The sequence below is a fragment of the Mesorhizobium huakuii genome, assembly GCF_030160235.1.
Taxonomy (GTDB): Bacteria; Pseudomonadota; Alphaproteobacteria; order Rhizobiales; family Rhizobiaceae; genus Mesorhizobium; species Mesorhizobium huakuii.
Genome location: NZ_BSNY01000008.1, coordinates 1 through 24,459, shown reverse-complemented (window position 1 = coordinate 24,459; position 24,459 = coordinate 1). Strand labels below are relative to the sequence as shown.

Genomic DNA, 24,459 nt, shown 5'->3' with positions numbered 1-24,459 from the left:
TTCGGCCCAACAAAATCTTGCTCTGCTGCGCTGCGATATGCATAAGCGATGACGACCGTGGGAGGATCGATCATGGCTGCCGAAGTACCGCTCTGGACCCCGACGCAAGACCGGATCGACGCTTCGCCATTGACGGCTTTTCAGAAGGCGGCGGAGACGAAAGCCGGCGCCACATTCTCTTCCTATGCCGAGCTTCATCGCTGGTCGATCGAGGATCGCGAAGCCTTCTGGAGCTTGGTCTGGGACTTTTCCGGCATTGTCGGCGACAAGGGCGAGCGCGTGTTGGCCGACGGCGACAAGATGCCCGGCGCCTCCTTCTTCCCCGATGCGACGCTGAATTTCGCCGAGAACCTGTTGAAGAAGACCGGTGCCGGCGAGGCGATCGTCTTTCGCGGCGAGGACAAGGTCGAGCGGCGGCTGTCCTGGAACCAGCTGCATGGCCTGGTTTCGCGCCTGCAGCAGCTTTTCCTGTCGCTCAAGGTCAAGAAGGGCGACCGCATTGCGGCGATGATGCCCAACATGCCCGAGACCGTTGCCGCCATGCTGGCCGCCGCCTCGATCGGCGCGGTCTGGTCGTCCTGCTCCCCCGATTTCGGCGAGCAGGGCGTGCTCGACCGGTTCGGCCAGATCGAGCCTGTCATCTTCATCGCGCCAGACGGGTATTGGTACAATGGCAAGGCGATCGAGGTCGCCGACAAGGTCGCCGCCGTCGCGGCCAAGCTCGGCAGTGTCCGCAAGGTCCTGCTTGTCGACTATCTCGGCACCTCGGCCGATGTGGCGGCAACCATCGACAAGGCGGCGGCGATGGAAGAGGCGCTGTCGCCCTTTGCCGCCAAACCTGTCAGTTTCGAGCGTCTGCCGTTTTCGCACCCGCTCTACATCCTGTTTTCATCGGGAACCACCGGCATCCCCAAATGCATCGTTCATTCGGCCGGTGGCACGCTGATCCAGCACGTCAAGGAACACCGGCTGCACGCCGGCCTCGTCGAGGGCGACCGCTTCTTCTACTTCACCACATGTGGCTGGATGATGTGGAACTGGCTGGTGTCGGGCCTGGCTTCCGGGGCGACGCTGCTGCTCTATGACGGCTCGCCCTTCTACCCCGACGGCAATGTGCTGTTCGACTTCGCCGATGCCGAGAAGATGACCTTCTTCGGCACCTCGGCCAAGTTCATCGATTCCGTGCGCAAGGCCGGCCTAAAGCCGATCCGCAGCCATGATCTGTCTGATGTGCGGGCGATCTCCTCCACCGGTTCGCCGCTGTCGCCCGAGGATTTCCGCTTCGTCTACGACGGCATCAAGAAGGACGTGCATCTGGCCTCGGTTTCCGGCGGCACCGACATCGTCTCCTGCTTCGTGCTCGGCGTGCCCACCCAGCCGGTCTGGACCGGCGAGATCCAGGGGCCAGGCCTCGGCCTGGCCGTTGATGTCTGGAATGACGACGGCAAGCCGATCCGGCAGGAGAAGGGCGAACTGGTCTGCACCAAGGCGTTTCCGGCGATGCCCATCGGCTTCTGGAACGACCCTGACGGCAAGAAGTACCAGGCCGCCTATTTCGAGCGTTTCGACAATGTCTGGTGCCATGGCGATTTCGCCGAATGGACCGTGCATGGCGGCATGATCATCCATGGCCGTTCGGATGCCACGCTCAATCCGGGCGGTGTGCGCATCGGCACGGCGGAAATCTACAACCAGGTCGAACAGATGCCGGAAATCCTGGAAGCGCTGTGCATCGGCCAGGATTTCGACAATGACGTGCGTGTCGTGCTGTTCGTGCGGCTGGCCGCGGGTGTGAAACTGGACGAGGACCTGGAAAAACGCATCCGCGCCAAGATCCGCAGCGGGGCGAGCCCGCGTCACGTCCCGGCCAGGATCGTCGCGGTCACGGACATCCCGCGCACCAAGTCGGGCAAGATCACCGAACTCGCCGTGCGCGATGTCGTCCATGGCCGCGCCATCAAGAACAAGGAAGCGCTCGCCAACCCGGAAGCGCTGGAGCTGTTCAGGAACCTGCCGCAGCTTGCCGAATGACCTGATCGGAATGGTTAACGAAATATCTCGCGGGAATTTACCTAGATTTCACGAGTGGTACACATTCGTAAATTTCTCAGCGAGCCGGTAAGGACTTGTTAAGGGCCGGCCCCGATAGTCGCAAGTAACTTGAGGGAGAAATCCCGTTCCTCAGCCCCCGGAGGATCTGAATTCGCTCAAGCCCCCGTTGTGACAGCAATCCCATCTCTTAAGGCGTCCCCCAGGGCGCCTTTTCTTTTGGACCGGCTATTCCGCGAGCACCCGGGTCGACGGAAACGCGACCTCGACGAGCGTGCCTTCGCCGGGCGTCGAATTGATGGTGAAGCGGGCACGGTTTGCTTCCACCATCGCTTTGGTCAGCGGCAGGCCAAGGCCGGTGCCGTCGCCCCGTCCGCGCTTCAGCGCGTTGATCTGCTTGAACGGTTTCAGCGCCTGTTCGATCTCGGCCTGGCTCATGCCGATGCCGGTGTCGCGCACCCGCATGACGACGTCGCCCGAGGTCTCGTAGGCGGTCGAGACGATCACCTGGCCGCCGGCTTGGGTGTAGCGGATGGCGTTCGACAGGATGTTGAGCGCGATCTGGCGCACGCTGCGCAGGTCAGCCACCACTTCCGGCAGCCGTGAGGCGAAGCTCGAGCGGATGATGACACGTTCGCGATTGGCCTGCGGCTGCATCATCGCCACGGTCTCGGCCAGCGTGTCGTTGAGCGAGACCGCCTCATAGGCCATTTCCTGCTGGCCGGCCTCGATCTTCGAGATGTCTAGCAAGTCGTTGACCAGGTCGAGCACATGGTTGCCCGAGCGGTTGATATCGCGCAGATAGTCGCGGTAGCGGTCATTGGCGACCGGCCCGAACTTCTCGTCGACCATCAATTCTGAAAAGCCGATGATGGCATTGAGCGGCGTGCGGATCTCGTGGCTGATGCGGGCAAGGAAATCGGTCTTCTGCGAGGACGCCCGTTCGGCCACCGCGCGTGCTTGCGTCAAATCCTCTTCGGCCCGCTTCCACTGCGTGATGTCGCGCACGACGGCACAGAAGCCGCTGTCATTAGGCAGCCGGCCGATGGTCATGAACAGCGGAATGAAGCGCCCCTGCGCCTCGCGCCCGATCACCTCGCGGCCGTCATTCATGACGCTCGCCACGCCGGGTTCGGAAAGCCCGGTGAGATAGTCGCGCGCCGCGCGCTGGCTTTCGATGGCAAACAGCGAGGCGAAGGGCTTGCCGGTCACCTCGTCGCTGTCGAAACCGAACAGCGCTTCGGCCGGGCGGCTGATCGAGCGGATGGTACCGTCGCTGCCGATCAGCACGACGCCGTCGGTGGCGGTGTCGATGATGGTGCGCATCTCGGCGATGCGGGCCTTGAGCTCGGAAATGTCGGGTTGTGTCGGCTCCTCCCCGACCGCGTGCAGGGCCACCGGTGCGTCATCCTCGCCGGTACGGCGCACGACCAGCATCAGCGCCTTGCCGTCGCGCCAAGGAACGGAGCGCAGGATGGCGTCGATCGGGAATTCCTGGCCATCGCGGGTCTTCAGCCGCAGTGCCCGGTCGCTGCCGTCGGAGGTGCCGTCGTCAGCGTAGGGATCGGCAAACAGCGCACCGAGGCCGCCGGCATCATCGAGGTCCTCAAGCGTATCGTAACCGGTCAGGTCGAGGAATTCCTCGTTGGCATAGTACAACTGGTCGCCCGAATGGATGAGCAGCGGCACCGGCAGCTTGCCGAGCAGCGAGGTATCCGGAGCCTTGCTCTCGTCGCCGACGGAAAAGGCCGACGGCACGATCCCCTCGGTCTTGAGCGGCGGCACTTTCAGGCGCGGCCGTTCGGCTGGGTTCTCGACGGCGTCGGCCGCATTGGCGGTTCCGCCGCTGAATGTCGCGGCCTGCTCATCAGCGGCTGCGGCCTTCTCGCCGTCGCCCCAGTCCTCATTGTCCTCGGCATCGCGAAAATCGGCCGACGTCATGCTGTCGTCGTCGTCGGTCCCGACATGTCCGGCGTCTACAACTGCCGGTTCATCGTCGATGGCGGCGGGCTCGGCAGTTTCCGGTTCCGCGGCGACCGGTTCAGAGGCCTTAGGCTCGTCATTGTCCGCGACGGGGCCTGCCTCGCCACTGCGGTCGGCATAGCTGAGCAGCGAGCCTGTCGCACCGGCCGGCGTGTCACTATCCTCCCGGCGAACCACTTCGTCGGGATGGGCGCCGTCGAGCCGTGCGAGATCCGCCTCGTCCTCGTCCTCGGTCTCGGATGTCTCGACCGGTATCGCGTCGCTCTCCGGCTCCGCCACTGGGATCTCGCCGGCCTCTGTCGGCTCTTGATCCGAGACGGCTTCAGGCGTCGACGCAACATCGGAGACGGACTCGATCGGAGTTTCCGTCCTGGCAGCCGGCGCTTCCACCGCTGTTTCAGCCGGTGTCTTGGTCTCCGGTTTCGGCGCGCTTTCGATGCCGGGCTTGTCGGCTTCCTGCGGTTCGGCCGGCGCACTGTCCTTCTTCAGCCGCTCGCCGATTTCGCGGAAGGCGCTGCGTTCCAGCGTCGACAGCCCCTTGTCGTTGGCCGGCTGCCGGTGTTCGGCCAGGCGGATGACCTTGTCGGCAAAGCGCCGCTCTTGTTTCGGCACGATGGTCAGCGCCGGCACCTCGCCCTTGAACGGGTCCGCCGCGTTTGGTTCCTCGACCTTCGACCCTTCTGTCTTCGGTTCTTCAGCGGGAGGTTCGACGGCTTCCGGCTCCGGCGCTACCGGCCCCTTGCCATTGGGCACCAACGCCATGCCGATCGCTTCCGGGTCGACGATAGCATCGCCGGTACGCGCGACGCCGAAGCCGCGAAAGCCTTCGAAGGCGCGGCTGCGGCCATAGACAGGCAAAGCCGCGAGATCAACGGGGACCTTCAGGTCGGTGCCGACGACAGGCCAAAGCACGGAGCGGCCGGACCAGGTATCGCGCCGCTCCAGCAGGCCCGCGATCTCGCCGGACGCGTCAAGGCCGAAGGCCGCCGCGACATCCCTGAATCGCCGGCCGATCACGTCGGCGGCCGGCTTGCCGACGATCTCGGCGAATTCCGGCGACAGCGCGCTGAACTTGCCTTCGGCGTCGGTGCGCCAGACGAAGCGCAGCGGCGCGGCCGAGCGGTCTATCGTGCGAGCTTGGGTTGTGGTCGATGCGGCCGGGGAGGCGGCTTCGTCCGGCTTCGCGCTGTCCACCGCAGCCTCGGCGCCGGTCGCTTGGGTCACATTTTTCGTGTCCGGCGCCGCAGGTGCGGGTCGCGCATCGTCCTCGCCGGCATGGAAGTACCAGTGATCGTGCTGTGCCGGCGTGCCCGCGGCCGGCTGATCGTTGTCGGCGGCAACCGGCGTCGGCTCGGCCTGCTCCGAAATCTCTTGCGTTGCCCGTTCCGGCATATCTTCGACCACGGGCTTGGAGGGGGCGGGCTCCGGCTCGATCTCGGCAGTGCCGGGCGACCGTTCGACGGCCTCCGTCTGCGGAACATCCGCCGTCGGCTGATTGTCCAGGTGAGGATCGGACTGCGCGGCAGCGCCTTCCGCCGCTGTTGCGCGGCCAATCTCGTTGGCGGGGCTTTCCATTGCCGCCGAGGGGCTGTCTGCCGAAGCCCCTGTAGCAACGGCGGCATTGTCCTCGAGCTGATCCTCATCGATCACCACCAGGAGATGTCGCTCCGGCGTCAGCCGCGCGAGCCCGGCGGGGTAGGAAGTGTTGCCGCCTGGAACGAGACGCTTGACGATGCGCTCACCCTCGGCGGCCACGTCGGCCACCAGGGCGGCCAGCGTCGCGGGCTGGATGCCGAGCTTCGAAAAGCCGTCCGACGCGGCCTCGACTTTGCCTCCGGCATCGATGAAGGCGATGAAATGGCCGTCTTCGGTGAAGCCGCTGATCGCCCGGCTGGCGATCTCGGCGGCACCGCGCGAGCCCGTCTGCGCCGCCGGCACCGCTAGCATGATCGCCTTCTCGCCGTCGGGCAGCGTCACCGCATTTGCCTGGAAGCCGACGGTGCGGCTGGTCATGCCGGTCGCCAGCCTGACGGTAATGCCGCGATCGCTGCCGATCTCGGGAAAGCCGCTGGTCGCCATGATCTGGCGGCGGGCGATCAGCGGCAACTGCGCGGAGGCGCCGATGATCGCTTCGATGTCGGGATAGCCGAACACGGCGGCTCCCGGCCCATTGGCCCAGATCACCTGCTCCAGATCCACCGACAGGATCGCGATCGCGTCGCCGGCGGCAAAGCGCTTGCGGACCGCATCGAGCACGGCGACGTCGAGGAAGGAATATTCGGACGGCATGCGCTTGGCGAACCCTCACGGAGCGGCGAAATTTGCAGTTAACGCTTTGTTAATAAAAGCCGCAGCCGCGAAGGTCCACAAGCCAGAACGTGCAAAGGCTGGTTTCTGGGCTTTTGGTTAACGGCCGGAAAGAAAATTATGGTGCACTGCAACAAAGATATTGCAATGCACAAATTTTGCCTTTATATTGCCATCATAACTGAACGAGACGGCTTTCCGTCAAAGCCGCTGCCGCTGAAAAGGATGGAAAATGTCCAGGACCAAAACTGCCGAGACGATCGAAAACGTTGAATTCCCGAGCTTCGACGCCTCCAAGGCCACCGACCAAATCCGCGCTTTCGCCGAAAAGGGCGTTGAGCAGTCGAAGGAGGCCTATGCCAAGCTCAAGACCGGCGCCGAGGAGACCCAGAAGGCTCTGGAGTCGACCTACGAGACCGCCAAGACTGTTTCCAGCGACCTGTCGCTCAAGACCATCGCCGCGCTGCGCGCCAATGCCGAAGCCGGCTTCTCGCATCTCGAGGCCCTGATCGGCGCCAAGTCGCTGTCGGAAGTCGTCGAGCTGCAGACCGCTTTCCTGCGCAAGCGCGTCGAGTTGACGGTCGAGCAGGCCAAGGACTTCCAGGCTGTTGCCTCCAAGGCGGCCGAGGACGTCTCCAAGCCGATCAAGACCGCCTTCGAGAAGGCGATCAAGGATATCAAGGCTGCCTAATATTTGCGCATGGTCTGAAGATGCAACAAAAGGTCGCATTTTCTTAAAAACGATCAGGCGTATGATGGTAACCATCAAGGAATACCCGGCGAGTGGAACCTCCTCCCTCTGCTCCCCGGGGTGACCAGCCAGCTCCTCCTCCCGCTGGCTCGTAACAGGAAAAGGCCGGCACCTCCTCCCGCCGGCCTTTTTCTTTGCCCGGCGAAACCGCCGCTGTTGCGGCGAGATGTGGGGAAGTGGCCTTTGCTTCGCAAAAGCCTTGAATTAAAATCCATAAGCCCGTATGGACGCATCGCCGAACGACAGAGCGGATCACTTGGGACGAGTTCCTGAAGGGGTTCTGCTCAGGCAAATGTGCCGTTGTAGCTCAGCTGGTTAGAGCGCCGGATTGTGGATCCGGAGGTCGCTGGTTCGATCCCAGCCAACGGTACCATCGGCTTCTCCTATAACTAATTGAAATTGCTAGATAAATTGCGATCTTCGGTCGCTCAGCTTGCGCCGTTTGGCACATTTGTGCTACCTATTGTGCTACCTATTGTGCTACAAATGGCTTTATCGCATCATGGGACGACGCCGCGAAGAGCAAGATCCTGACCGCTTTTTACGATTGAGAGGCAGTCACTTTCACTACTACCGACGCGTTCCAAAGGAACTGCGGGGCGTTGACGAGCGTGGTGAGCACGTCCGGCGTGCTTTGGATACGACCGACAGGTTCAAGGCGCGCACCGCGCGTGACCTCCATGAGGCTGCCGACAACGCGTTGTGGTCGTCGCTCATGCTGGGCGAAAATCCGGAGGCTGCGCGCCTTCGCTACAAGCGCGCTATCAAGCGCGCGGAGGCGCTAGGGTTTTCCTATCGGCCACTGGCCGATATTCTCGTCGCCGAACCGCTGGACGCCATCGTACAGCGTGTCGAAGCGACGATTGGGAAGCCTGACGAGTCACCCGTCGTTGAGGCCGTTACCGGCACCGTCTCCCGTCCTGACGACAAGATATCGGAAGCACTCAAGCTCTATTTCGACGAGATCGTCCGAGATGAGCTCCGCACGAAGAGTGCTGATCAAAAGAAGCGATGGAAGGCCAAGCGCCAAATGAGCGTCGATGTCTTTGTGGCACTGGTCGGCGACAAACCCATGGGCGAAATCACGCGCGACGATGCGCGTGCGGTGCACAAATATTGGTTGGATCGAATTGCGCCCGTCAAGGGGAAGGCAGATCGTTCGGCGTCGACCGGCAACCGAAATATGGGGAATCTGAGAACACTATACGCGGATTACTATCGCCACCTCGGCTCTCCCGAGCAGAAGAACCCGTTCGCAGACCTTTCATTCAGCGACAAGTCGAAGCGCAGCCGTCCGCCTTTCCCGACTGACTGGATTCGCGACAAGATCTTCGCGCCGGGCGCGCTCACCGCGCTCAATGACGAAGCGCGAGGCATAGTCCTCGCCTTCGCGGAGACGGGGGCAAGACCGAGCGAACTTGCTAATTTACACGCTGGCGTCATCCATCTCGACCACGAGGTGCCTCACATCTCGGTCGAGCCGCGAGATGATCCTGACGATCCGCGCGAAATCAAAACGGCCTCATCCGTGCGAAAAATACCGCTGGTCGGTGTGGCGCTTGAGGTGTTCAAAAAGCACCCTAATGGCTTCCCGCGGTACAAGGATCGCGAGGCCTCCCTCTCAGCCCTGCTCAATAAGCATTTCGAGAACCACAAACTGTTCCCAACCGACAAACATACGGTCTATTCGCTACGCCATTCGTTCGAAGATCGCATGAAAAACGGCAGGCTGGACGAGGAACTCCGCCGCATGCTGATGGGACACACAATCGATCGGCCGAAATACGGCGAGGGTGGCGATATGAAGATGTGGCAGGAAGAACTCATGAAGATCGTGTTGCCGTTCGACCCAGCGATCGTTTGACACGTCGGTGAACCGCAGCGAGCCGTTCTTGCTTCTGGTGGTGATCCTCCAGAGCACGCTCCAGGTAATCATACAGTGGAAGCAATGGCACGCCCCTGTCGCCCCGCGCCACGATTATTTCGGCGACGCGGTCGAGCGCGCGCTCTATGCGTTCCGCTGTAACAGGAACAAGCACGTGTCGCTTCACGGCTCGTTCTTTCTGTGCAACCACCAACTCAGCATGAATTCTGCGTAGACGGCCTTTGATCAGGAAGGGAAGGTCTGCATTTGGCTGGGGCGGCAAACGGCGGCGCTGGCGTGCGTTCAGGACGGACGCGCACGGGCGCCGTAGGTCGTGACGCGGCAGCGGCGGTCCCTGGACAGTTGAAGATGAGAGCGGTTGTCGGGATCGACCTAGAGCTTCCGCGCCTGCTTCCGACTCGAGACCGCTTCATGTCGTCGACGATACCGTGCCCAGGCGTGCCCGGAATGCCATTATGCAGATAGACAATTCGCACTTTACGCGGACCACCGCGGACGGGGACAGTCGATCCCGCGTCCCGTCCTGCGGCCGGCGCTATGCTGACGCTCCTACGGCTGTCCTGATCACCGCCCGCGGCGGGGGCGAATTTCCTCCGTCCAGCGCGCGACAAGCGTCATTGCTGCGGACGCGCACAGGACTGCGGTTTATACGCCGTTTCTCTTTGTGCGCCAACGTCCGTCGGCGCGGCAATCTACTGACCAGAGTTTGTATTCAAAGATTGGTCAGGGACAGCAAGATACCGCGCGGGTCGGTGCGAGGCAGTTCGCCCAGCGATGCGCCACTGACCCCTGGCCAGGCGATCGCCAAGTATTCCTTGGCTCAAAGATGCCCCGACCAGAAGCGGTACGATCGGCAGACCTTCTTTCCCCAGTCTCGCGCTGAAGCCGCCGTGACAGAGTGAGAGCTGGGTCAGTCGTTCCACGACGGGTCAACAGCTGGGGAGAGTCCTTCAGCGCCTGTCGCGGAGAGATCAAGATGTCCAGCCATTATCGCCACCCGCGCGCCGCGCGCGGCCGGGCGAACCTCTATGACGAGATTACCGACAAGATCATCGCGGACTTGGAGACAGGTCGGCTCCCTTGGGTTCAGCCATGGGGTAGTGGGGCAGCCAAAGCGCCGCTGTCGCTGCCGCGGAACGCCAGCACCGGCAGGGACTACAGCGGCATCAATGTGCTTATCCTCTGGGGCGCTGTCGTCGAGCAGGGCTATACTGCCCAATTATGGCTGACTTTCCGCCAGGCCCTGACACTCGGTGGAAACGTGCGGAAAGGCGAGCGCGGCACAACGGTCGTATATGCTGATCGTTTTGTTCCTGACTACGAGAGGAAGCGCGCAAGCGACGCCGGCGAGGATGCCCGGACGCTATGTCGGCTTGGTCTTCATCAATTCCAGCCAGGCTATCCGCGAGCGGCTGTGGAAGCGGGTCCAGGAGCATGCCGGGCCGGCGCCCAGGGGCCTGAGGCGGCCCGCGACACAGTGGGTGAGGCCCGGCATCGTCGGCCGCGTGAAGCACTTGCGCGGCGAAGAGGATCTGGGGCACGCTTCCCTGCAGGATTTCCGTGAGGAATGACCACGCGAGGCAGCGATTTTGTCTACCATTGGATATCGGACCATTTATCCGACGATCCGATCACGGACCATGTGCTGCTGGTCATTGAAATGGCTGTGGATGCGAAACGCGCGGCTGAAGCCCAAGGCATTCCCGGTCAAGAGATCGACGAGGAAATCCGCACGATCTACGAATTCATCGTGCATGCGCTACGCTGACCACCGCTCGCCGGAACCTAAGCGACAGGGCGAACTTATCGTCACATGAGCACGCGCGGAATCAACTTCCTGCATCAGTGGATAGCTAACAACGTGCCCGAGACCGCGAAACCGGACGCTGTTTCTATTTCTGAGATCACCCACATGCTATTTTCCGACGCCAAAACCGTCGGGATCAAGCGTGAAGAAATCGATGAAGAGGTTGAGAGCCTATACCGCACACTGTTCGATTGGATTGTGCATTACGAGCCTGGCCTGCCCGAATAGGCTTGCCACAGACCTTGAGGCGAGGAATATAATCCTCCCGTTGCGGCGAACTCCAACGGAGATCGCCATGCCTCTCAAGACCCTAGCCGATACCTTAGCAGCGCGCGAAAGCGTGCACGTCAACTGTAGCCATCCCATGTGCTGCAGATCGACCAAACTCGACATCCAGGCGCTGATAGACCGCCTCGGGCCAGGCCACGGCTCAATGCATGACGATCTTGTCGGGCTGTTCGTCTGCTCGCACTGCAAAGCGGACGGCCGAGATCAGCGCCCGGTGTTCTTCACCTGCATTCCTGACTACGAAGGCGTAAACGCGAAGCGCAACCACGACTGGAAGCCGACTTTCGAGCGAGGATGCGGCTCCCGCGCGGCTGGCTAAGCGCCATGTGGTCCGCTTGAAATCGTTGACGCATTGCGCGATTGTCGCCGCTGCTTAAGGCAATGAGTTTCCAATGAAGCGTACCGGAAAAAAGGCCCTGCCTTTCGTGCCGACCGAAATTCACGTCAGCACGGTCGAGGATGAGAGTGGCCTTCTAGGCATCCTTTCGATCCAGACCACGGCGGGCATCTTGGACTTGGCCGTCGACATGACGACCGCAGATGCGATCGCTAACGCTGTCAACGAAATCCGCTCGAAGCTCGCCCACCAGACGTAAAAAGAAAGCCCGGTTTCTAGCCGGGCTCTGGAGGTCAGTCGGGAACACCGAACTTGGGAGGATCGCGCCCCATCGGCTAGCCAATCTTGCCTCGTCTTTCATGACGGTTTCATGAAGCCCTAATATGCTGATCGGCTAAAGTACTGGAACGTCCAACGAATGTTACCGGAACCAAAGCGGTAACGCCAGACCTTATCTGGTAATGCGCCGGACTTTAGTCCTGCCATTATTTAAGCTGAGGGAAATATAAGACTAAAAGGCTCTGCGCAGTCGGCGGCATATCCTGTGATAGATCGGCGAGCTTTGAAGGTCTCGGGCTGCATGCGTGAACAGCAACACCACAAAGAGAACCACCACTGCTGACGCGAACCCGGTAACGAGAGCCATCCGTGAAAACGGCCCTGATGTCGGGATGTTCCCTTGAAAAATGGCCGACACCTCGTTGGGCGGGGGTGTTGGGGTAAAAGGCGCCGGCCAGGCGGAAATTTGTCCGCCGCGCCGCACAGATGGCCGATTTATTAGGGGAGCATAATGGCGTGATCGCGGAAGGAGACGCACCCGAACTAGGCTTCCTCATCTTCTTCGCCCCAATGCCGGATCCCACTGTGCGTTCTTGTAGTGGCGGTCGCCGACATGGGCGGCCGGCTCGGCCTCGCTGATACAGACGATGTGTTGGCCGCAAGGCGCTTCATTCTGCTCGCCGGCGAGGCGCTCAAACCCTTCCTGGAGCGGCTGCGCCGCGTGGCCACGAGGCGGGCTCGCTGTCGCCGTGGCTGCATCCGGAGCTGAAGAAGCTAGGCCTGCCGGCGATCTGCCTGGAGACCGTGCATGTGCGCGCAGCGATGTCGGCGCAGCGCAACAATACCGACAAGGCCGATGCGCTCGGCATCGCCCATCTGATGCGCACGGGCTGGTTCCGCCAGGCCTACATCAAGTCGCAAGATTGCTACCGGACGAAGCTTCTGTTGACGCACCGGCGCAATTTGAAGGCCAAGTTCCTCGACCTGGAGAACGCCATCCGGCACTCGCTGAAGTCATTCGGTATCCGCCTGAGCAAGGTCGGACGCGCGGCTTTCGAGCAGGCGGTGCGCAAGGCGGTGGCGGACGATCCGCTGTCGGCCGAGTTGATGGACGCCATGCTGACGGCGCGCGCGGCGCTGTGGAAACAGTACTGCCGGCTGCACGATGTCGTCGTGAAAATCGTCGCCCGCAACGAGACGTGCCGGCGCTTCATGGCGATCCCCGGTGTCGGCCCGGTGACGGCGCTCTCCTTCATGACCGCGATCGACGACCCGTCGCGCTTCCGCCGCTCGCGCGACGTCGCGGCCTCCTTCGGGCTGACGTCGCGACGCTGGCAATCCGGTTCCACGATCGACGTCCAGGGTCGGATCTCGAAGGCGGGCGACGCGGATGTGCGGCGCGCGCTCTACGAGGCGGCCTCGGGCCTGATGACGCGCTTCAAGGGCGCCGACAAGGTCAAGAGCTGGGGTCAGGCGATCGCCAAGCGCTCATGCCACCGCAAGGCCTGTGTGGCTGTGGCACGCAAGCTGGCCGTGATCATGCACGCGCTCTGGAGCGACGGCACGTTCTATGTCGGCGATCCGGCGGCAAGTCAGGCGGACGCCGGTCGGCGCGCGCACGACAAGGCCCGCAAGCTGCTGGGTGCACATCGATGAGCAGAAGACCGACAGTTCAAATGCATGGCGTCCGCACGCTGACGGACGCCATCTGAGACAAGGAGATCCGCTCCGGCGGATGAGGACCGATGCAGACCAGGAACGACGGAACGCACGTTATCCTGCCTGCGGCCGCGCCGATCGCAAGACGGCCGGACCGCGCTCGATTGCCTGTGACGCTGCTCCGTCAGACCGATGGCAAATTGCGCCACGACGGCTCGAGCGCTGCATTCGTGCAGCCCAAACACCCCGTCGCAGAGCGCGGAAGACTGCACGGCGCATCGGAACTCGACCTCGGAATCCCGGATCGTGACGCAGAGAATAGATTCGTATATTATCGCACTGTAGAAGAGGAACGACGATGTTGAAGAAATCTCGCGAAGCACAACCGATTAAGACGGCAGGATAAAAGCGCGCACATTGCGCGGCGGTCGGGCGGTTGTTCTTGTTTGACTTTTCGTCATTTCTCGCACATTGCGAGCCTATGCTGCAATGTACGTTGTCGTATTAAACTATTGATATGGTATGGGAATCTAAAAGGTGCGAAGCGCGTCCGCTGAACAGTGCGTCCTCGCCGCTTGTCCTTCAAAGGTCTGTACTGGGCCGGAACCGGACTGTCAGGTTTGGCAAAGCCGACACAAAAAAGCGGTCGTTCCGCTTCTGATGGTGGTCCAGCCCAATTCCTCTGGGACAACGCGCAGGGTGGCAAGTTCACTGGCGCGTGCCGATCACCGTCGGCAGGTCAACCGAGCGCTTCCTAACGACGCGATCGCAGCGGACAATTTTGTAGTGCCGGCAGGTGCCCGCTGATTTCCACCGTGAGCATCGAACCTCTCTGCGGCGGTAGGTATGACGTCATGGGTCGTGGTTTCGAAAGACGCCAGACGGCGTCTCTTTAGAGCCCGAATGGATATGTTTCGTCCTCGCCGGCCGTGACTTGGGTCGGCAACGGTACGACTGCATGCGTTTGATCGAACCATACGAAAGCGTCGTATTGATCGGGAAGCGATGCTGAAGAGTAGTGGCTCCAGCGTTCGGTTTCGGGTCGGTATATGACGCCGATGTAGCGCTCCAGTCGGGGCTGCGCCAAAGCGCTGCGCAGGCTACTCTCAAGACCTCGGCGCAGGTCCAGCAGGAACCGCTCGTGGCCGAGTTGATGGCATAGCCACTCATAGCTGTCCGGACGGGAGGGGCGAACGGTCTTGATCTCCATGGGTGCGTCCCATTCGGAAGCCGCTGCAACCGTGCCGGAATGGGTGCCGAAACCGATCAGGGCAACCTCGGAGCCATAGGCCTGCCGGCACAACTGGCCGATGTTGACCTCGCCCCGTTCAGCCCCCATGTCTGTGAAGCGGGCGTCGCCGACATGCGAATTGTGGGCCCAGACTACAGCCTTCCCGTCCGGTCCGGCCCAAGCAAGCACCCGCTGAAGCGTTTCGAACATGTGCCGGTCGCGCAGGTTCCACGATTCGTTAGAGCCATAGTACATGACCCGATAGTAGCGCTCGGCGTTGGCGACCAGGCGGGCGTTTTGCGTCGCGTCGAAGAACTGCTCACCGTCCCTGCTTGCATACCGGAACTCGTTTTGCAGCAAATCGACAAGTGTGCGGGCCACGGGCAGTTCACACAGCGCGTAGCCCTTGCTCAGCGACGCCCGGCCGTAGGCCGCCAATTCCCGCGACCAAGGCGCGAGGCAGCCATATCGGGCGCGCGCCTCCGCTGCGGCAGCAGGGTCGACGCGGTCGAGATATGTGAGTACCGCGGCGATTGAGGCAGTCATGCTGTACAGATCCAGTCCGTGAAAGCTGACCCGTTCTTCGGGCGGCTTCGCGTCGTTGTGCCGGCGCAGGAAACCGATGAAGTCGTCGACATCCCGATTCCGCCACATCCAGGTCGGGAACCGGGTGAATGGAGACACCCGTGTCGGCTGGTAAGGCAATTGGCGTATGTGGCGGTCGATCGTCGCGGCATCCGGCCAGTCCGCCTCCACGGCAACGACAGTGAAGCCATGGTGCTCGATTAGCCGCCGGGTGATGGCGGCGCGGGCGCGATAGAACTCAGACGTGCCGTGAGAGGCCTCACCGAGCAGAACGACACGTGACGATGCAAAACGGTCGAAGGCACTGGCAAAGGCCGGATCGTCAGGAGCGGGCAGCGGCTCAACTGCGTCGCGAAGCGCACTGATGATCGACACCGGCTGCGCGGGCTTGCCTGGCTCCGCCGACGGCGCCACTGGAGCGGGCTCCAGCGCGGCCGGCGACAGGTAGTGCTGGAACCAGGCGTTCGCCATCTCCGTGACCGTCTCGAGCGCGCCGGGCTCTTCGAAGACGTGGCCGGCCTTCGGAACGATTTTCAGCAGTTTCTCGCAGGTCAGCGCCGCCAGAGCTTGCCGGTTCAGTTCGAGGACATGGCGGTCCTCACCACCAACGATCAACAGCGTTGGCGCCACGACTTCGGCCAGCCGCGTCCCGGCTAGATCAGGGCGGCCTCCCCGCGACACCACCGCGGCAATGCGGTTACGGAGTTCGGCCGCGGCAAGCAGAGCCGCTGCGGCGCCGGTACTGGCGCCGAACAGACCCAGTGGCAGATCGGCGATGTCGGGCTCGCTGCTGATGTAGAGCGCGGCCTCGGTCACACGCTCCGCCAGGAGGGAAATGTCGAAGACATTGCGCCGGTCGTGCGCTTCGGCTGGCGTCAGCAGGTCGAACAGCAAAGTGGCAAAGCCATGGGCATTGAGCGTATCCGCAACCGCGACGTTGCGGGGACTGAGCCGGCTCGATCCGCTTCCATGGGCGAACAGGACAATGCCGCGAGGATCGGCGGGCACGCAGAGGTCTCCCACCAGGCCGAGCGGCGGCACCGCAACCTGTCGTTTCGCAAGACCGGCTGGCAAACTTCGCGAGGCGTCCGGGCTCTCTGCCCAACCCTGTCGCAGCAGACCGACCGTTTCCTCGTCGGTCAGTTGGTGGAAATCGTCGTAGAAGCCGCCTACGCCATAGAAATTCTCTGCGCGATGAAGGCATACGACCAGATCAGCCTGCTCGCCGATGGCCTCCACAGCTTCGGCAGGCGCCACCGGTATCGCTACGCAGATTTTTTTGGCTCCTCGCCGCTTCATCGCGAGTATGGCCGCCTTCATGGTCGCTCCGGTTGCCAGGCCGTCGTCGACGATGATCGCTGTGTGCCCGGCAGGGTCCACCCCCAGGCGGCTGCCCGAGTAGCGAGACCGGCGACGCTCGAGTTCGGCCAGTTCGCGTGCGCGGGCACGCTCCAGGAAGATGTCATCCGCGCCAGAGCGTCGGCGCACCTCCTCATTGATGACCGTCTGAGGATCCGCGCCGTCGACGACGGCGCCTAGCGCCACTTCTGGAGCGCCCGGTGCGCCGATCTTGCGCACAAGGATGAGGTCAAGTGGCGCCCGCAAGGCGCGCGCGATCTCCAAGGCGACGGGTACGCCGCCGCGGGGAAGGGCATAGACCACCGGCTTGTCCAGCCCCATCGGCAACAGCCGCGCCGCCAACTGTCTTCCGGCATCGGGGCGATCGGCAAATCTGATGCTAGACGCTATCATGACACAAATCCTACCCGACCCAGGCGTCTCCACATTGATTTCGCGCAACAGGCATCGTCTTCCAGTCGGTCGCGCCGACAATTGGCGGTGTGTTTCGGCCGCCCTGTTCAAATCCGTGAAGGAGGCGATGCGTCAGCAGGCACCGTCCAGCGTATGCCCGCCCCGATCACGCCGGCTCAGAAATGAATGTAAAGATCTGGCGTCTCTCAAGTTCCTGTCCGACTTCCGTGGGAAGCTGAAGGCAGTTGCAGCGAGCAGCATTCATTAGATGCCACGCCAAGCCATCCTCGGACGTCCCTTCGGCAGGCGCCGGGTGTTGTGCATGCCAAGCTAAATTCACTCGCCTCGAAGAGTGGAAATGAATCGCCTCGTGCTGCATTGAAGTTCCCTCATTTGAGGAACATTCTTCCCAGGCCCGCCGCATTGCCATTGATTTGGATCAATGGCGCAGGCCTCGTTTCGACATATTTTGGCGCACGGGGCTTTGCTGTTGCGTTTGCATGGCAAATGGTGCCTTCACCCGAACGAAAAACATGAATAGGGCGATCCCAATGTTTGGCGACAAGGAGACGCGATTGGTTGAGGTTGGACTGCTTCTCTCGGTCCCCGTTTCAATCTTGATCGCGGTGTTGCTCGCTAGTCTTTCGTTGGCCTGAAAAGGACGAAGACAGCCGGATCAACTTCCTGCACGAATGGCTGAGGGTTCCAGAGGCAGCAAAAGCTGACGTCGAGAGTCCATGCCACGATCCATGAGCGAGGGCACGATTTGATAGCAGGCTATGCATGGCGTTAAAGCCGAGACCGACCGGCGCTTACAGCCATTCGCGAATCCGTGAGGCCTTGTTCGGCGGGATGACCAGACCCCTGCTCGAGCAATTCTCCTTGCCGGTGTTCGTCTCGCACTGAATGCGAACCCAACTCGGCAAAAGCCGGGCCATCAAAAGCAAGCGGGCACTGGATGACGGCGGCGGTTCGTACGGTTTGTCAGGCTGAGCCACTTCCCAAATCCTGGCGTCGGCCCTTGAAACGCGGATGACCGGATGAAGCTGATGTTGACGAAGGTCGGAACCGGTCAACAGCGCCGACAATCCAACACCGATACCGATGCTCGCCACGGCAACAGTGGCCGAGACTGCCAACTTGATAATCTGAAGTCCGGTTTTCTTCATGGCGTCACCTCCGATTGCAGTGCGCTCGCCAAATAGATGAGGCCAATGCTTCGTCCGATCACGGTCAATGTCGAAATTGCCGACGGTTCGTACCCCACTATCGAGCTACCTGCGTGATCTCCTAGCTTTCAGCGCCATGTGCTGGACGAGGTCCAGTCATTCGCTCATGTCTTGAAGGGCGTCGCTCTTGACGATCTCGATACTTCGTAGGCCGAGCAGTCGGATGACGCCCTTGTCCTTCAGCCGGGTGAAAACCCGTGAGACCGTCTCAATGGTGAGTCCCAGATAGTCGCCGATGTCCATGCGCGACATGGGCAGTTCGATCTGCCGCAACCCGCCTTGCCGCTCGGCCATGTCGACCAAGAAGGCGGCAACACGTTCGATGGCGTTCTGACGACCGAGGACCAGCAGGTGTTCCTGAGCCCTGGTCAAGCCCTTGAGCGCCAATGGCAACAACTGATGGGACATGTCCGTTCCAGCAGTGGCGCGGAAGACGCGGACACCCGTGGCATTGATTGCTTCCGCGAAGAAATGGTGCGTCGTGTCGGCTTCGAAGCCGAATGTCTCTCCAGCCAGGTGGAAGGCGCTTATCTGCCGGCGGCCGTCAGCAAGCAGGCGGTAGACACGCACGGCGCCGAACTCGATCTGATAGACGGCTCCGGCCTTCTCCCCGTGGGCATAGATCTCCGCGCTGGCGGGATAGAAGCTAAGCGGTTGCAGCAGTGTGGGCTCGAATGCCACAGGCGATGACAGGGCAGTTCTGGAGGCCGTGTATGCGTGCATGGCTGTTTTCCCGGTTGATCCGTGACACACAAATCGCGCGAATCGGGGGGTGGCGAAATTCGGTTTTGTCCCTACGGGAAACTACCTAGGCTGACGGTTAGCATGGTGCCAATGCCGCTTCGGAGGTGGGGCGATGCCAGTCGAGCGTCGCCAAAGGTGCTTTGCGGAAACCTATCGTTATTCGCGCTGGGATGGTGAACGCACGTCTTGCCTTTGCCGATCCTGTCAAGGGAGAGACCCATACAGCCAAAGCCGGGCCAACAGCCCGCAGAGTCGACGCGCCATTGGCTCGCATCAAGGTGCCGAGATCACGTCCCTTCAATGTGGTTTCATATTCATTGAAGAGGCACACCATGAACAGCGTCCACGATGCGAATGGCTACTCGGTTCTGTTTTCGCGCTTGCAATCATTGTGACAGGGATAGGACTTGCAGTCGGTTAGCCCCTCTCGGACCACGTGTCGCGAGTTCAAGTCGCGACAGAACGGCCGCTGACGGAGGAGAGGGTCACAGAATTGGCCCGTGGGGCGCGGAGGAACTCCGCGATGTCGTGACCGGTCACCATGTCTCCGCACACTTGTCTGATGCAAATCACACGCCGGCAGTTCGCCGCAGTGACGTCATCCCCGACAAGCACGTGCCCTAATTCTTTCCGCTCCAACAGCAGCTATCGGAACTGCCGTAAGCCACTCTGGACGGCCGAGATCAGGCGCATTGCCGTCCGACGGCTTTGGGGCCGTCAACAGAACGGCTGATTTTCGGAAGCGATACCAGAAAAGTAGACATTCCTTTGCGTATGACGCTCGCGATTTCGATCAACAGGCGTGTGTGCTACAATGACGCCATCCGCTTGAAGCACTCGCGGGCATCGTCGGCGATTGTTATCTGGCTGGCAAACACGAAGAAGGATAGGAATACTGTCCTCGACAGGCCGGCCACCATAATCTATCTATCAGACTGCGCATTTCATGCTGAAGAGGCATGCGACTTTGGCGGTCCAGATCTGGCAATACATCGCCCGGAAGGCTTTCGCCCACGGCAATACCCGGTACGGGCGCTTCGGATTTCTCGTTGATCACAGTGACGGTGAATGCTTCATCGAGCCGCATAGTCTTCCAACCGACACGCCCATTGCTATCGCTGCCGCCACGCATCTGGTAGACGCTCATGGCGTCATTCCCTGCCTTGGTGACACCAACGATGTGGACCTCTACCACTCGAAAGAAGCCGTCATAGCGAACCTCAAGGCGTTTGCCTTGGCGTAGTGCGTCACAGGCTACCGATTCCTAATTGCTGCCCCAAAGTCCCCGCTTTGGCTAACGCTCTAAATGATCGGAATGAGATGGCCCAGGCGTCCGATGCTGTACCCGAGCAAGTTTCGTCCGTTCCTCGTCCAGAAGCTTGAAGAGCACCCTTCGAGTGGCCGAGTCCGTTTCGGTCTCCAGCTTCTTTTCGAAGTGCTTGATATTTTCGCGGTGCACGAACTCAGCTTCGCTGCTTGCCATCGTGCGATCCTCTATCATGGAGACGTCACGCCGCCACAATAGCATCCGGGAAGGCAATCAGTCTGTTTGGTAAGAAATCGTACATTTCTGGCGCTACCCAGCCATAGGGGAATGGCGTAGAAGCTGCCGCGAATATGGTCCTCAAAGGCCGATACTTGATTTGACTAGCGTTTCCCAGCCATCATACTTATCTGGGCACCTGGGATGAACTCCAGACCCACTTTGAGAGACAGAGCGGTCACCTGGCGTCTTCCGCCTGAACAACGGCCGTATCCAGCGGGTCGAATAGGGTGTGCTCTGGTTTCATCAAGAGCTAGACCAAACGCGCCGCGCCTACTTTTTTGTTGCCTTCCGCGACAAGCGATCCATCAGATTGCGCAGTCGATCGGGAAGCCATCTTTCGACGCGAAAGATGGGCAGGCCGCGCAAATGCCGTCTCAAAACTTCACTCGAAAATTGCCGTCGCAACAATTCGGCGAGGTTGCGAGGGTGCTCTCGGGCCATTGTTGCCACCTTTGTTCTCAAACCCGGCCAGTTTGGAATTGTTCCGGCAGAACCATGCAGTGCTGGTTCGAAAACCTCGCCTGCACTTTCGCCCACTGTTCGAAATCGTACCCAAGGATATTTCCGAAGCCCAAAAGCGACATTCGCAATTGCCTGCCGCCCGACTTGAGAGGATGGTGAGCCATCGCTTGCCGATCTGAGTGGGCGCAAGCGGCTGAGAGATGCGTGTGCTCTTGCCCCAAACGGGAGGCGAGAGCATGGCTCAGCTTCAGCAATCCAGCGTCCGAAATCGCCTGCTTGCATCCCTTTCGCGCGACGATTTCGCGCTCGTGCAGCCGCATATCGAAGCCGTCACATTTGAGGTGCGTGAACACCTGTTCCGGGCGGAACAGACGATCACGCATGTCACCTTCCCCGAATATGGCATTGCCTCGATCGTCGCCGATACCGAAGAAGGTCGCTTCGAGGTCGGCATGGTGGGATCGGAGGGGTTGGTGGGCACGGCCGTGGTGCTCGGCGTGGATCGCACGCCTCACACCTGCATGGTACAGGCTGCGGGCGAAGCGTTTCGCATCGGGGTGGCCGAACTCCAGGCAGCGATGGACCACAGCGCCACGCTGCGCGCGCTGCTTCTGCGCTTCGTGCACACCTTCATCGTCCAGGTCAGTCAGACCGCCTATGCCAACGCCGGCTACTCCATCGAGGAGCGGCTGGCCCGCTGGCTGCTGATGACCCACGATCGTCTGGAAAAAGACGATATGCCCGTGACCCATGAGTTTATGAGCGTCATGCTGGGCACGCGTCGTCCTGGTGTAACATTGGCGGTGCAGATGCTGGAGGGAACGGGCGTGATCCGGGCCACGCGCGGCCACGTCACGGTGAGAGATCGCGAGAAGCTGGAGCAGATCGCCGGCCAAGCTTACGGGTTCGCAGAGAAGGAATATTCCAACGTATTTCAGTTCCCGATCAAGCGAGACAGATGAGGTGGATCTTGCGCTACTTCATGAATGTTCGCTATCGCGGCCGGCTCATACCGGACCCTGACGGCGATGAGCTGGAGAACGAGGAAGCTGTGCGGGGCCATGCGCTCGCAAACGCCTATGATCTCGTCTTTCACAACCGCATGGACGCGCTCCGCAGCTGGTTCGACTGCAACTTCGAAGTGACCGACGAGAGCGGCAGAACTGTGCTGGTGATGCCGTTCGGCGAGGTGGTTTCAGAAACCTGATGTGGCATCGACCTAGCTCCCCTGGAAGATCGCTCAATATGTCCTCAACCTAACTGTTCGGATTCATACCAAGCCTTGAAGTGCGAAGAGAGCCCGCCCTAACGTGTTTCAAGGGAGGAGTGTTGATGGTCCACGATTTTCAAACAGTGACGCTTGAAAGGGCTGCCGAAGCCTACGTGCTCTCGCGACGCAAAACGCGGTTCCTGTCGATGGCGATGGCGCTCATAAGTTGCGGATAATCATCATATTCTGGTCACCTTGAGACACCCATTCTTTCTGTGGAGCTTGCGATGGACAGCGTGACGCCTGGCAGCAATGTCAATCCTTGCGTTGAAGTCATGGAAGCCTGCGGAGAGTGGTTCGTCCGCGTAGTCGATGGCGACGAAGAACTAACGCGAGCATTCGAACTGGAGTCATTCGCCCTGGCCTATGCCGAGGGCCAGCGAAGACGTCTCGGACTTGTCGATTTCGACCGGCTTTAAGCTGACTGCTGGGGATGCGAGTGGGGCTTTGGTGGACGTACGCCGAACTGGGCCGGAACACCGGTTGGGGAGAACGACGGAAATGGCTTTGTGCGATGAGCTGAGCAACGTGCCGATGCAGTTCCACTGTCCAGCCTGTTCACACCCTATGGTCAGGTCTGGTTCCTGGCTCCGCACAGTCGGAAGTTTCAGATGCGACAGCTGCAAATCTATGGTGCGTATAGGCTATGAAAAGAAGCTTTCGATTTTTGCAGCCCACCTGAAATTTCAGCAACAGCCTGGCAGCCGCGGGGCGCCATCACGTCTGGCCCATCAGGCGGATCAATCAATTCGGCGCTTCCCTCCGCATGGAGCATAAAACCTGACGGCCCCGGCGGTCGGCGATTTGGGGCACTCGGTCAGCTCTCGGGTAACCGGCTTTTGTTGGGGTGTGCACCGAGCCCAAGGGACTGGCATCATTCGAACGGCGAGGCGAGCTAGCGCGACACACTGTCAAACTAGCCCAGCGCCCATCACGGCGCGTTGCGATTAAATTGGCCACTCCACAATCAAGGCATGGCACGGGGGAGCATCAAGGTCGTCGACGAGATGGCAATCATGGCCACTTCATTCGCGCGTGACCGACGACCGCATCGGTGTTTCAATCCTGAGCTACAAATGATGGCGCTCTTTTCAGAAGCGCGCCTCGATGACGCCAACAGCGCTCTGGGCTTCCTGTCTAAAGATAGTTTTGTAGACCTGCGGCGCATAGCATTGATCAAGTTCTCCTCTAGCCGCTTGGCGGAGCCGAGGAGTTTATGGAGCGCACGTTCAATACAGCGGTAGCCTATTATCCTGACTGCTCGCATACATGGCAACATGGAGGCTCCGACCTTGATTGTGATCGGCGAGCTTGATTATGCTTTCTCGGTCAAAAATGCCAAGAGATGGTGGCAGAGCGCAGCGGCAAGGGAAGGGCCGTGCAGCTTGAAGTCCTCAAGGGCGCCCGTCATGCATTTGACTCCCCATTACAAAAGGTTGGCATCGAGCACTACGGTTACCGGATGGGGCTGCGGCCCAAGAATTGGAAGGTGAGGTTCGGGTCTTTCTGAAAGAAGCTTTTTGGGGGCTAGACCTCGACCAGGTCGGAAGGTTTTGATTTCGTTCATGTAGGCGGCGAGCCTGTTTGGCAGGAATGCCGCTGCGATTGTCAGGTTCAAGGCGCTTAAGAATTTAGCCTCGCTATCCAACATGAAGCGCGCCGCCGCCGCTCGCACGCTACTGCGCCGTGTTAATGGCGCGCGGCTTGCACTTATATTTCTATAGAAACGGGCTAGGCTGACTGAACCCAGAGCACGCTTCAACGTTTTCCTGCCTCGGGCCTGTCTTTCGCTGAATACGTGCGAAGTTAGCTGACGGGATGTCTGTGCGTTTCTATTCATCAGGCTCAGACTTCGATCTCTGCGGATCCGCTGAGGGTCGTTTCAGCAATTCTCCGACATCCACACCCAGCACTTCAGCCAGCCGGTCAACGACATCGATGCTCGCGTTGTACACGTTGCGTTCCAACGCACTGATATAGGTGCGATCGATCCCAGCCTGGTGCGCAAGCTCTTCCTGGGACAGGCCTCTAGCCCGCCGCAAGGCTCTTAGGTTTTGCGCAAACGCTTCTCGGATTTCCATGCCTCCGAGAACAGTGCCTTGCAGAGTATTTCACCACGGAGTATTCTCAACAAATCACATTTAGCAAACCGGGTACCGGGCTTGGTTTGGACCACTTCGCGGGAAACTTGTTCCACGGAAGGAGACCATGACGTGGCAGCGAAAAAGCCGATTGTTTGCGTATTCCGACGAAGCCGGCCATCGATTCCGATTTGAAGCCGGCCAGTCATTCCGA

General features: G+C 60.7%; 18 protein-coding genes, 1 tRNA gene and 2 pseudogenes. 16 read left to right on the top strand and 5 right to left on the bottom strand.

The window, feature by feature from the left end:
- The first annotated feature begins 72 nt into the window (after nt 1-72).
- The gene (locus QQK95_RS02150; RefSeq protein WP_284268362.1) at nt 73-2,031 is read left to right on the top strand and encodes an acetoacetate--CoA ligase; all 1,959 of its coding nucleotides are present in this window, start codon (nt 73-75) and stop codon (nt 2,029-2,031) included.
- Nucleotides 2,032-2,277: 246 nt separating this feature from the next.
- Here QQK95_RS02150 and QQK95_RS02145 read toward each other — a convergent pair whose 3' ends face one another.
- On the bottom strand, nt 2,278-6,321 hold the full coding sequence (locus QQK95_RS02145) for a PAS domain S-box protein (protein WP_284268360.1): 4,044 nt from the start codon (nt 6,319-6,321) through the stop codon (nt 2,278-2,280).
- Nucleotides 6,322-6,571: 250 nt separating this feature from the next.
- On the opposite strand from QQK95_RS02145, the gene QQK95_RS02140 reads away from it, so the two are divergent.
- From QQK95_RS02140 to QQK95_RS02090, 11 genes and pseudogenes are all read left to right on the top strand, one after another.
- Entirely contained in the window at nt 6,572-7,030 is a 459-nt protein-coding gene (locus tag QQK95_RS02140; protein WP_019860319.1) for a phasin, read from the top strand.
- Between the two features lie 356 nt (nt 7,031-7,386).
- Nucleotides 7,387-7,463 (top strand) — tRNA-His (locus QQK95_RS02135).
- 129 nt (nt 7,464-7,592) lie between these two features.
- Nucleotides 7,593-8,954, top strand: a complete 1,362-nt coding sequence (locus tag QQK95_RS02130; protein WP_284268353.1) for a DUF6538 domain-containing protein — start codon at nt 7,593-7,595, stop codon at nt 8,952-8,954.
- Between the two features lie 7 nt (nt 8,955-8,961).
- Entirely contained in the window at nt 8,962-9,189 is a 228-nt protein-coding gene (locus tag QQK95_RS02125) for a hypothetical protein (protein WP_240565061.1), read from the top strand.
- A gap of 762 nt (nt 9,190-9,951) precedes the next feature.
- Nucleotides 9,952-10,341 (top strand): annotated as a pseudogene (locus QQK95_RS02120) (ArdC-like ssDNA-binding domain-containing protein); the annotation flags it as partial.
- Nucleotides 10,328-10,546 carry a hypothetical protein gene (locus tag QQK95_RS02115; protein WP_284268537.1) on the top strand — a complete coding sequence of 73 codons (219 nt, stop codon included), beginning with the start codon at nt 10,328-10,330 and terminating at the stop codon, nt 10,544-10,546. The pseudogene QQK95_RS02120 and the gene QQK95_RS02115, both read left to right, overlap by 14 nt.
- Nucleotides 10,543-10,743 (top strand): hypothetical protein, encoded by a 201-nt coding sequence (locus QQK95_RS02110; protein ID WP_284268350.1) that lies wholly within the window; start codon nt 10,543-10,545, stop codon nt 10,741-10,743. The genes QQK95_RS02115 and QQK95_RS02110 overlap by 4 nt, the downstream gene beginning before the upstream one ends.
- A gap of 45 nt (nt 10,744-10,788) precedes the next feature.
- Entirely contained in the window at nt 10,789-11,010 is a 222-nt protein-coding gene (locus QQK95_RS02105) for a DUF768 domain-containing protein (RefSeq protein WP_284268348.1), read from the top strand.
- A gap of 67 nt (nt 11,011-11,077) precedes the next feature.
- Entirely contained in the window at nt 11,078-11,389 is a 312-nt protein-coding gene (locus QQK95_RS02100) for a hypothetical protein (protein WP_284268347.1), read from the top strand.
- Between the two features lie 73 nt (nt 11,390-11,462).
- Nucleotides 11,463-11,666 (top strand): hypothetical protein, encoded by a 204-nt coding sequence (locus tag QQK95_RS02095; RefSeq protein ID WP_284268345.1) that lies wholly within the window; start codon nt 11,463-11,465, stop codon nt 11,664-11,666.
- A 633-nt stretch (nt 11,667-12,299) separates the two neighbouring features.
- A pseudogene (locus tag QQK95_RS02090) lies at nt 12,300-13,342 on the top strand (IS110 family RNA-guided transposase).
- A gap of 895 nt (nt 13,343-14,237) precedes the next feature.
- On the opposite strand, the gene QQK95_RS02085 reads toward QQK95_RS02090, so the two are convergent.
- The 3 genes from QQK95_RS02085 to QQK95_RS02075 form a co-directional block, all read right to left on the bottom strand.
- Nucleotides 14,238-16,913 carry an erythromycin esterase family protein gene (locus QQK95_RS02085; protein ID WP_409371646.1) on the bottom strand — a complete coding sequence of 892 codons (2,676 nt, stop codon included), beginning with the start codon at nt 16,911-16,913 and terminating at the stop codon, nt 14,238-14,240.
- A gap of 812 nt (nt 16,914-17,725) precedes the next feature.
- Nucleotides 17,726-18,082, bottom strand: a complete 357-nt coding sequence (locus QQK95_RS02080) for a hypothetical protein (protein WP_284268341.1) — start codon at nt 18,080-18,082, stop codon at nt 17,726-17,728.
- Between the two features lie 156 nt (nt 18,083-18,238).
- On the bottom strand, nt 18,239-18,865 hold the full coding sequence (locus tag QQK95_RS02075; protein WP_284268339.1) for a helix-turn-helix domain-containing protein: 627 nt from the start codon (nt 18,863-18,865) through the stop codon (nt 18,239-18,241).
- 988 nt (nt 18,866-19,853) lie between these two features.
- On the opposite strand from QQK95_RS02075, the gene QQK95_RS02070 reads away from it, so the two are divergent.
- The 4 genes from QQK95_RS02070 to QQK95_RS02055 all read left to right on the top strand — a co-directional run bounded on the left by QQK95_RS02070 (nt 19,854) and on the right by QQK95_RS02055 (nt 22,583).
- Entirely contained in the window at nt 19,854-20,129 is a 276-nt protein-coding gene (locus QQK95_RS02070) for a hypothetical protein (RefSeq protein WP_284268337.1), read from the top strand.
- Between the two features lie 1,001 nt (nt 20,130-21,130).
- Complete coding sequence (locus QQK95_RS02065; protein WP_284268335.1) at nt 21,131-21,856, top strand: Crp/Fnr family transcriptional regulator; 726 nt, start codon at nt 21,131-21,133, stop codon at nt 21,854-21,856.
- Nucleotides 21,853-22,101 (top strand): DUF6894 family protein, encoded by a 249-nt coding sequence (locus QQK95_RS02060; protein ID WP_284268048.1) that lies wholly within the window; start codon nt 21,853-21,855, stop codon nt 22,099-22,101. The genes QQK95_RS02065 and QQK95_RS02060 overlap by 4 nt, the downstream gene beginning before the upstream one ends.
- Before the next feature lie 290 nt (nt 22,102-22,391).
- On the top strand, nt 22,392-22,583 hold the full coding sequence (locus tag QQK95_RS02055) for a hypothetical protein (RefSeq protein WP_284268333.1): 192 nt from the start codon (nt 22,392-22,394) through the stop codon (nt 22,581-22,583).
- Nucleotides 22,584-23,996: 1,413 nt separating this feature from the next.
- Here the strand turns inward: QQK95_RS02055 and QQK95_RS02050 are convergent.
- A complete protein-coding gene (locus tag QQK95_RS02050; RefSeq protein ID WP_284268330.1) occupies nt 23,997-24,245 on the bottom strand; it encodes a helix-turn-helix domain-containing protein in 249 nt (82 codons plus the stop codon).
- Between the last annotated feature and the right edge of the window lie 214 nt (nt 24,246-24,459).

Bases quoted from the DNA above. Each gene is read 5' to 3' on its own strand.
- QQK95_RS02150 (WP_284268362.1), top strand. From the start codon at position 73: ATGGCTGCCGAAGTACCGCTCTGGACCCCGACGCAAGACCGGATCGAC.
- QQK95_RS02085 (WP_409371646.1), bottom strand. From the start codon at position 16,913: ATGATAGCGTCTAGCATCAGATTTGCCGATCGCCCCGATGCCGGAAGA.
- QQK95_RS02055 (WP_284268333.1), top strand. From the start codon at position 22,392: ATGGACAGCGTGACGCCTGGCAGCAATGTCAATCCTTGCGTTGAAGTC.
- QQK95_RS02050 (WP_284268330.1), bottom strand. From the start codon at position 24,245: ATGGAAATCCGAGAAGCGTTTGCGCAAAACCTAAGAGCCTTGCGGCGG.
- QQK95_RS02100 (WP_284268347.1), top strand. From the start codon at position 11,078: ATGCCTCTCAAGACCCTAGCCGATACCTTAGCAGCGCGCGAAAGCGTG.
- QQK95_RS02110 (WP_284268350.1), top strand. From the start codon at position 10,543: ATGACCACGCGAGGCAGCGATTTTGTCTACCATTGGATATCGGACCAT.
- QQK95_RS02130 (WP_284268353.1), top strand. From the start codon at position 7,593: ATGGGACGACGCCGCGAAGAGCAAGATCCTGACCGCTTTTTACGATTG.
- QQK95_RS02075 (WP_284268339.1), bottom strand. From the start codon at position 18,865: ATGCACGCATACACGGCCTCCAGAACTGCCCTGTCATCGCCTGTGGCA.
- QQK95_RS02065 (WP_284268335.1), top strand. From the start codon at position 21,131: ATGGCTCAGCTTCAGCAATCCAGCGTCCGAAATCGCCTGCTTGCATCC.
- QQK95_RS02080 (WP_284268341.1), bottom strand. From the start codon at position 18,082: ATGAAGAAAACCGGACTTCAGATTATCAAGTTGGCAGTCTCGGCCACT.
- QQK95_RS02095 (WP_284268345.1), top strand. From the start codon at position 11,463: ATGAAGCGTACCGGAAAAAAGGCCCTGCCTTTCGTGCCGACCGAAATT.
- QQK95_RS02115 (WP_284268537.1), top strand. From the start codon at position 10,328: ATGCCCGGACGCTATGTCGGCTTGGTCTTCATCAATTCCAGCCAGGCT.
- QQK95_RS02145 (WP_284268360.1), bottom strand. From the start codon at position 6,321: ATGCCGTCCGAATATTCCTTCCTCGACGTCGCCGTGCTCGATGCGGTC.
- QQK95_RS02140 (WP_019860319.1), top strand. From the start codon at position 6,572: ATGTCCAGGACCAAAACTGCCGAGACGATCGAAAACGTTGAATTCCCG.
- QQK95_RS02060 (WP_284268048.1), top strand. From the start codon at position 21,853: ATGAGGTGGATCTTGCGCTACTTCATGAATGTTCGCTATCGCGGCCGG.
- QQK95_RS02105 (WP_284268348.1), top strand. From the start codon at position 10,789: ATGAGCACGCGCGGAATCAACTTCCTGCATCAGTGGATAGCTAACAAC.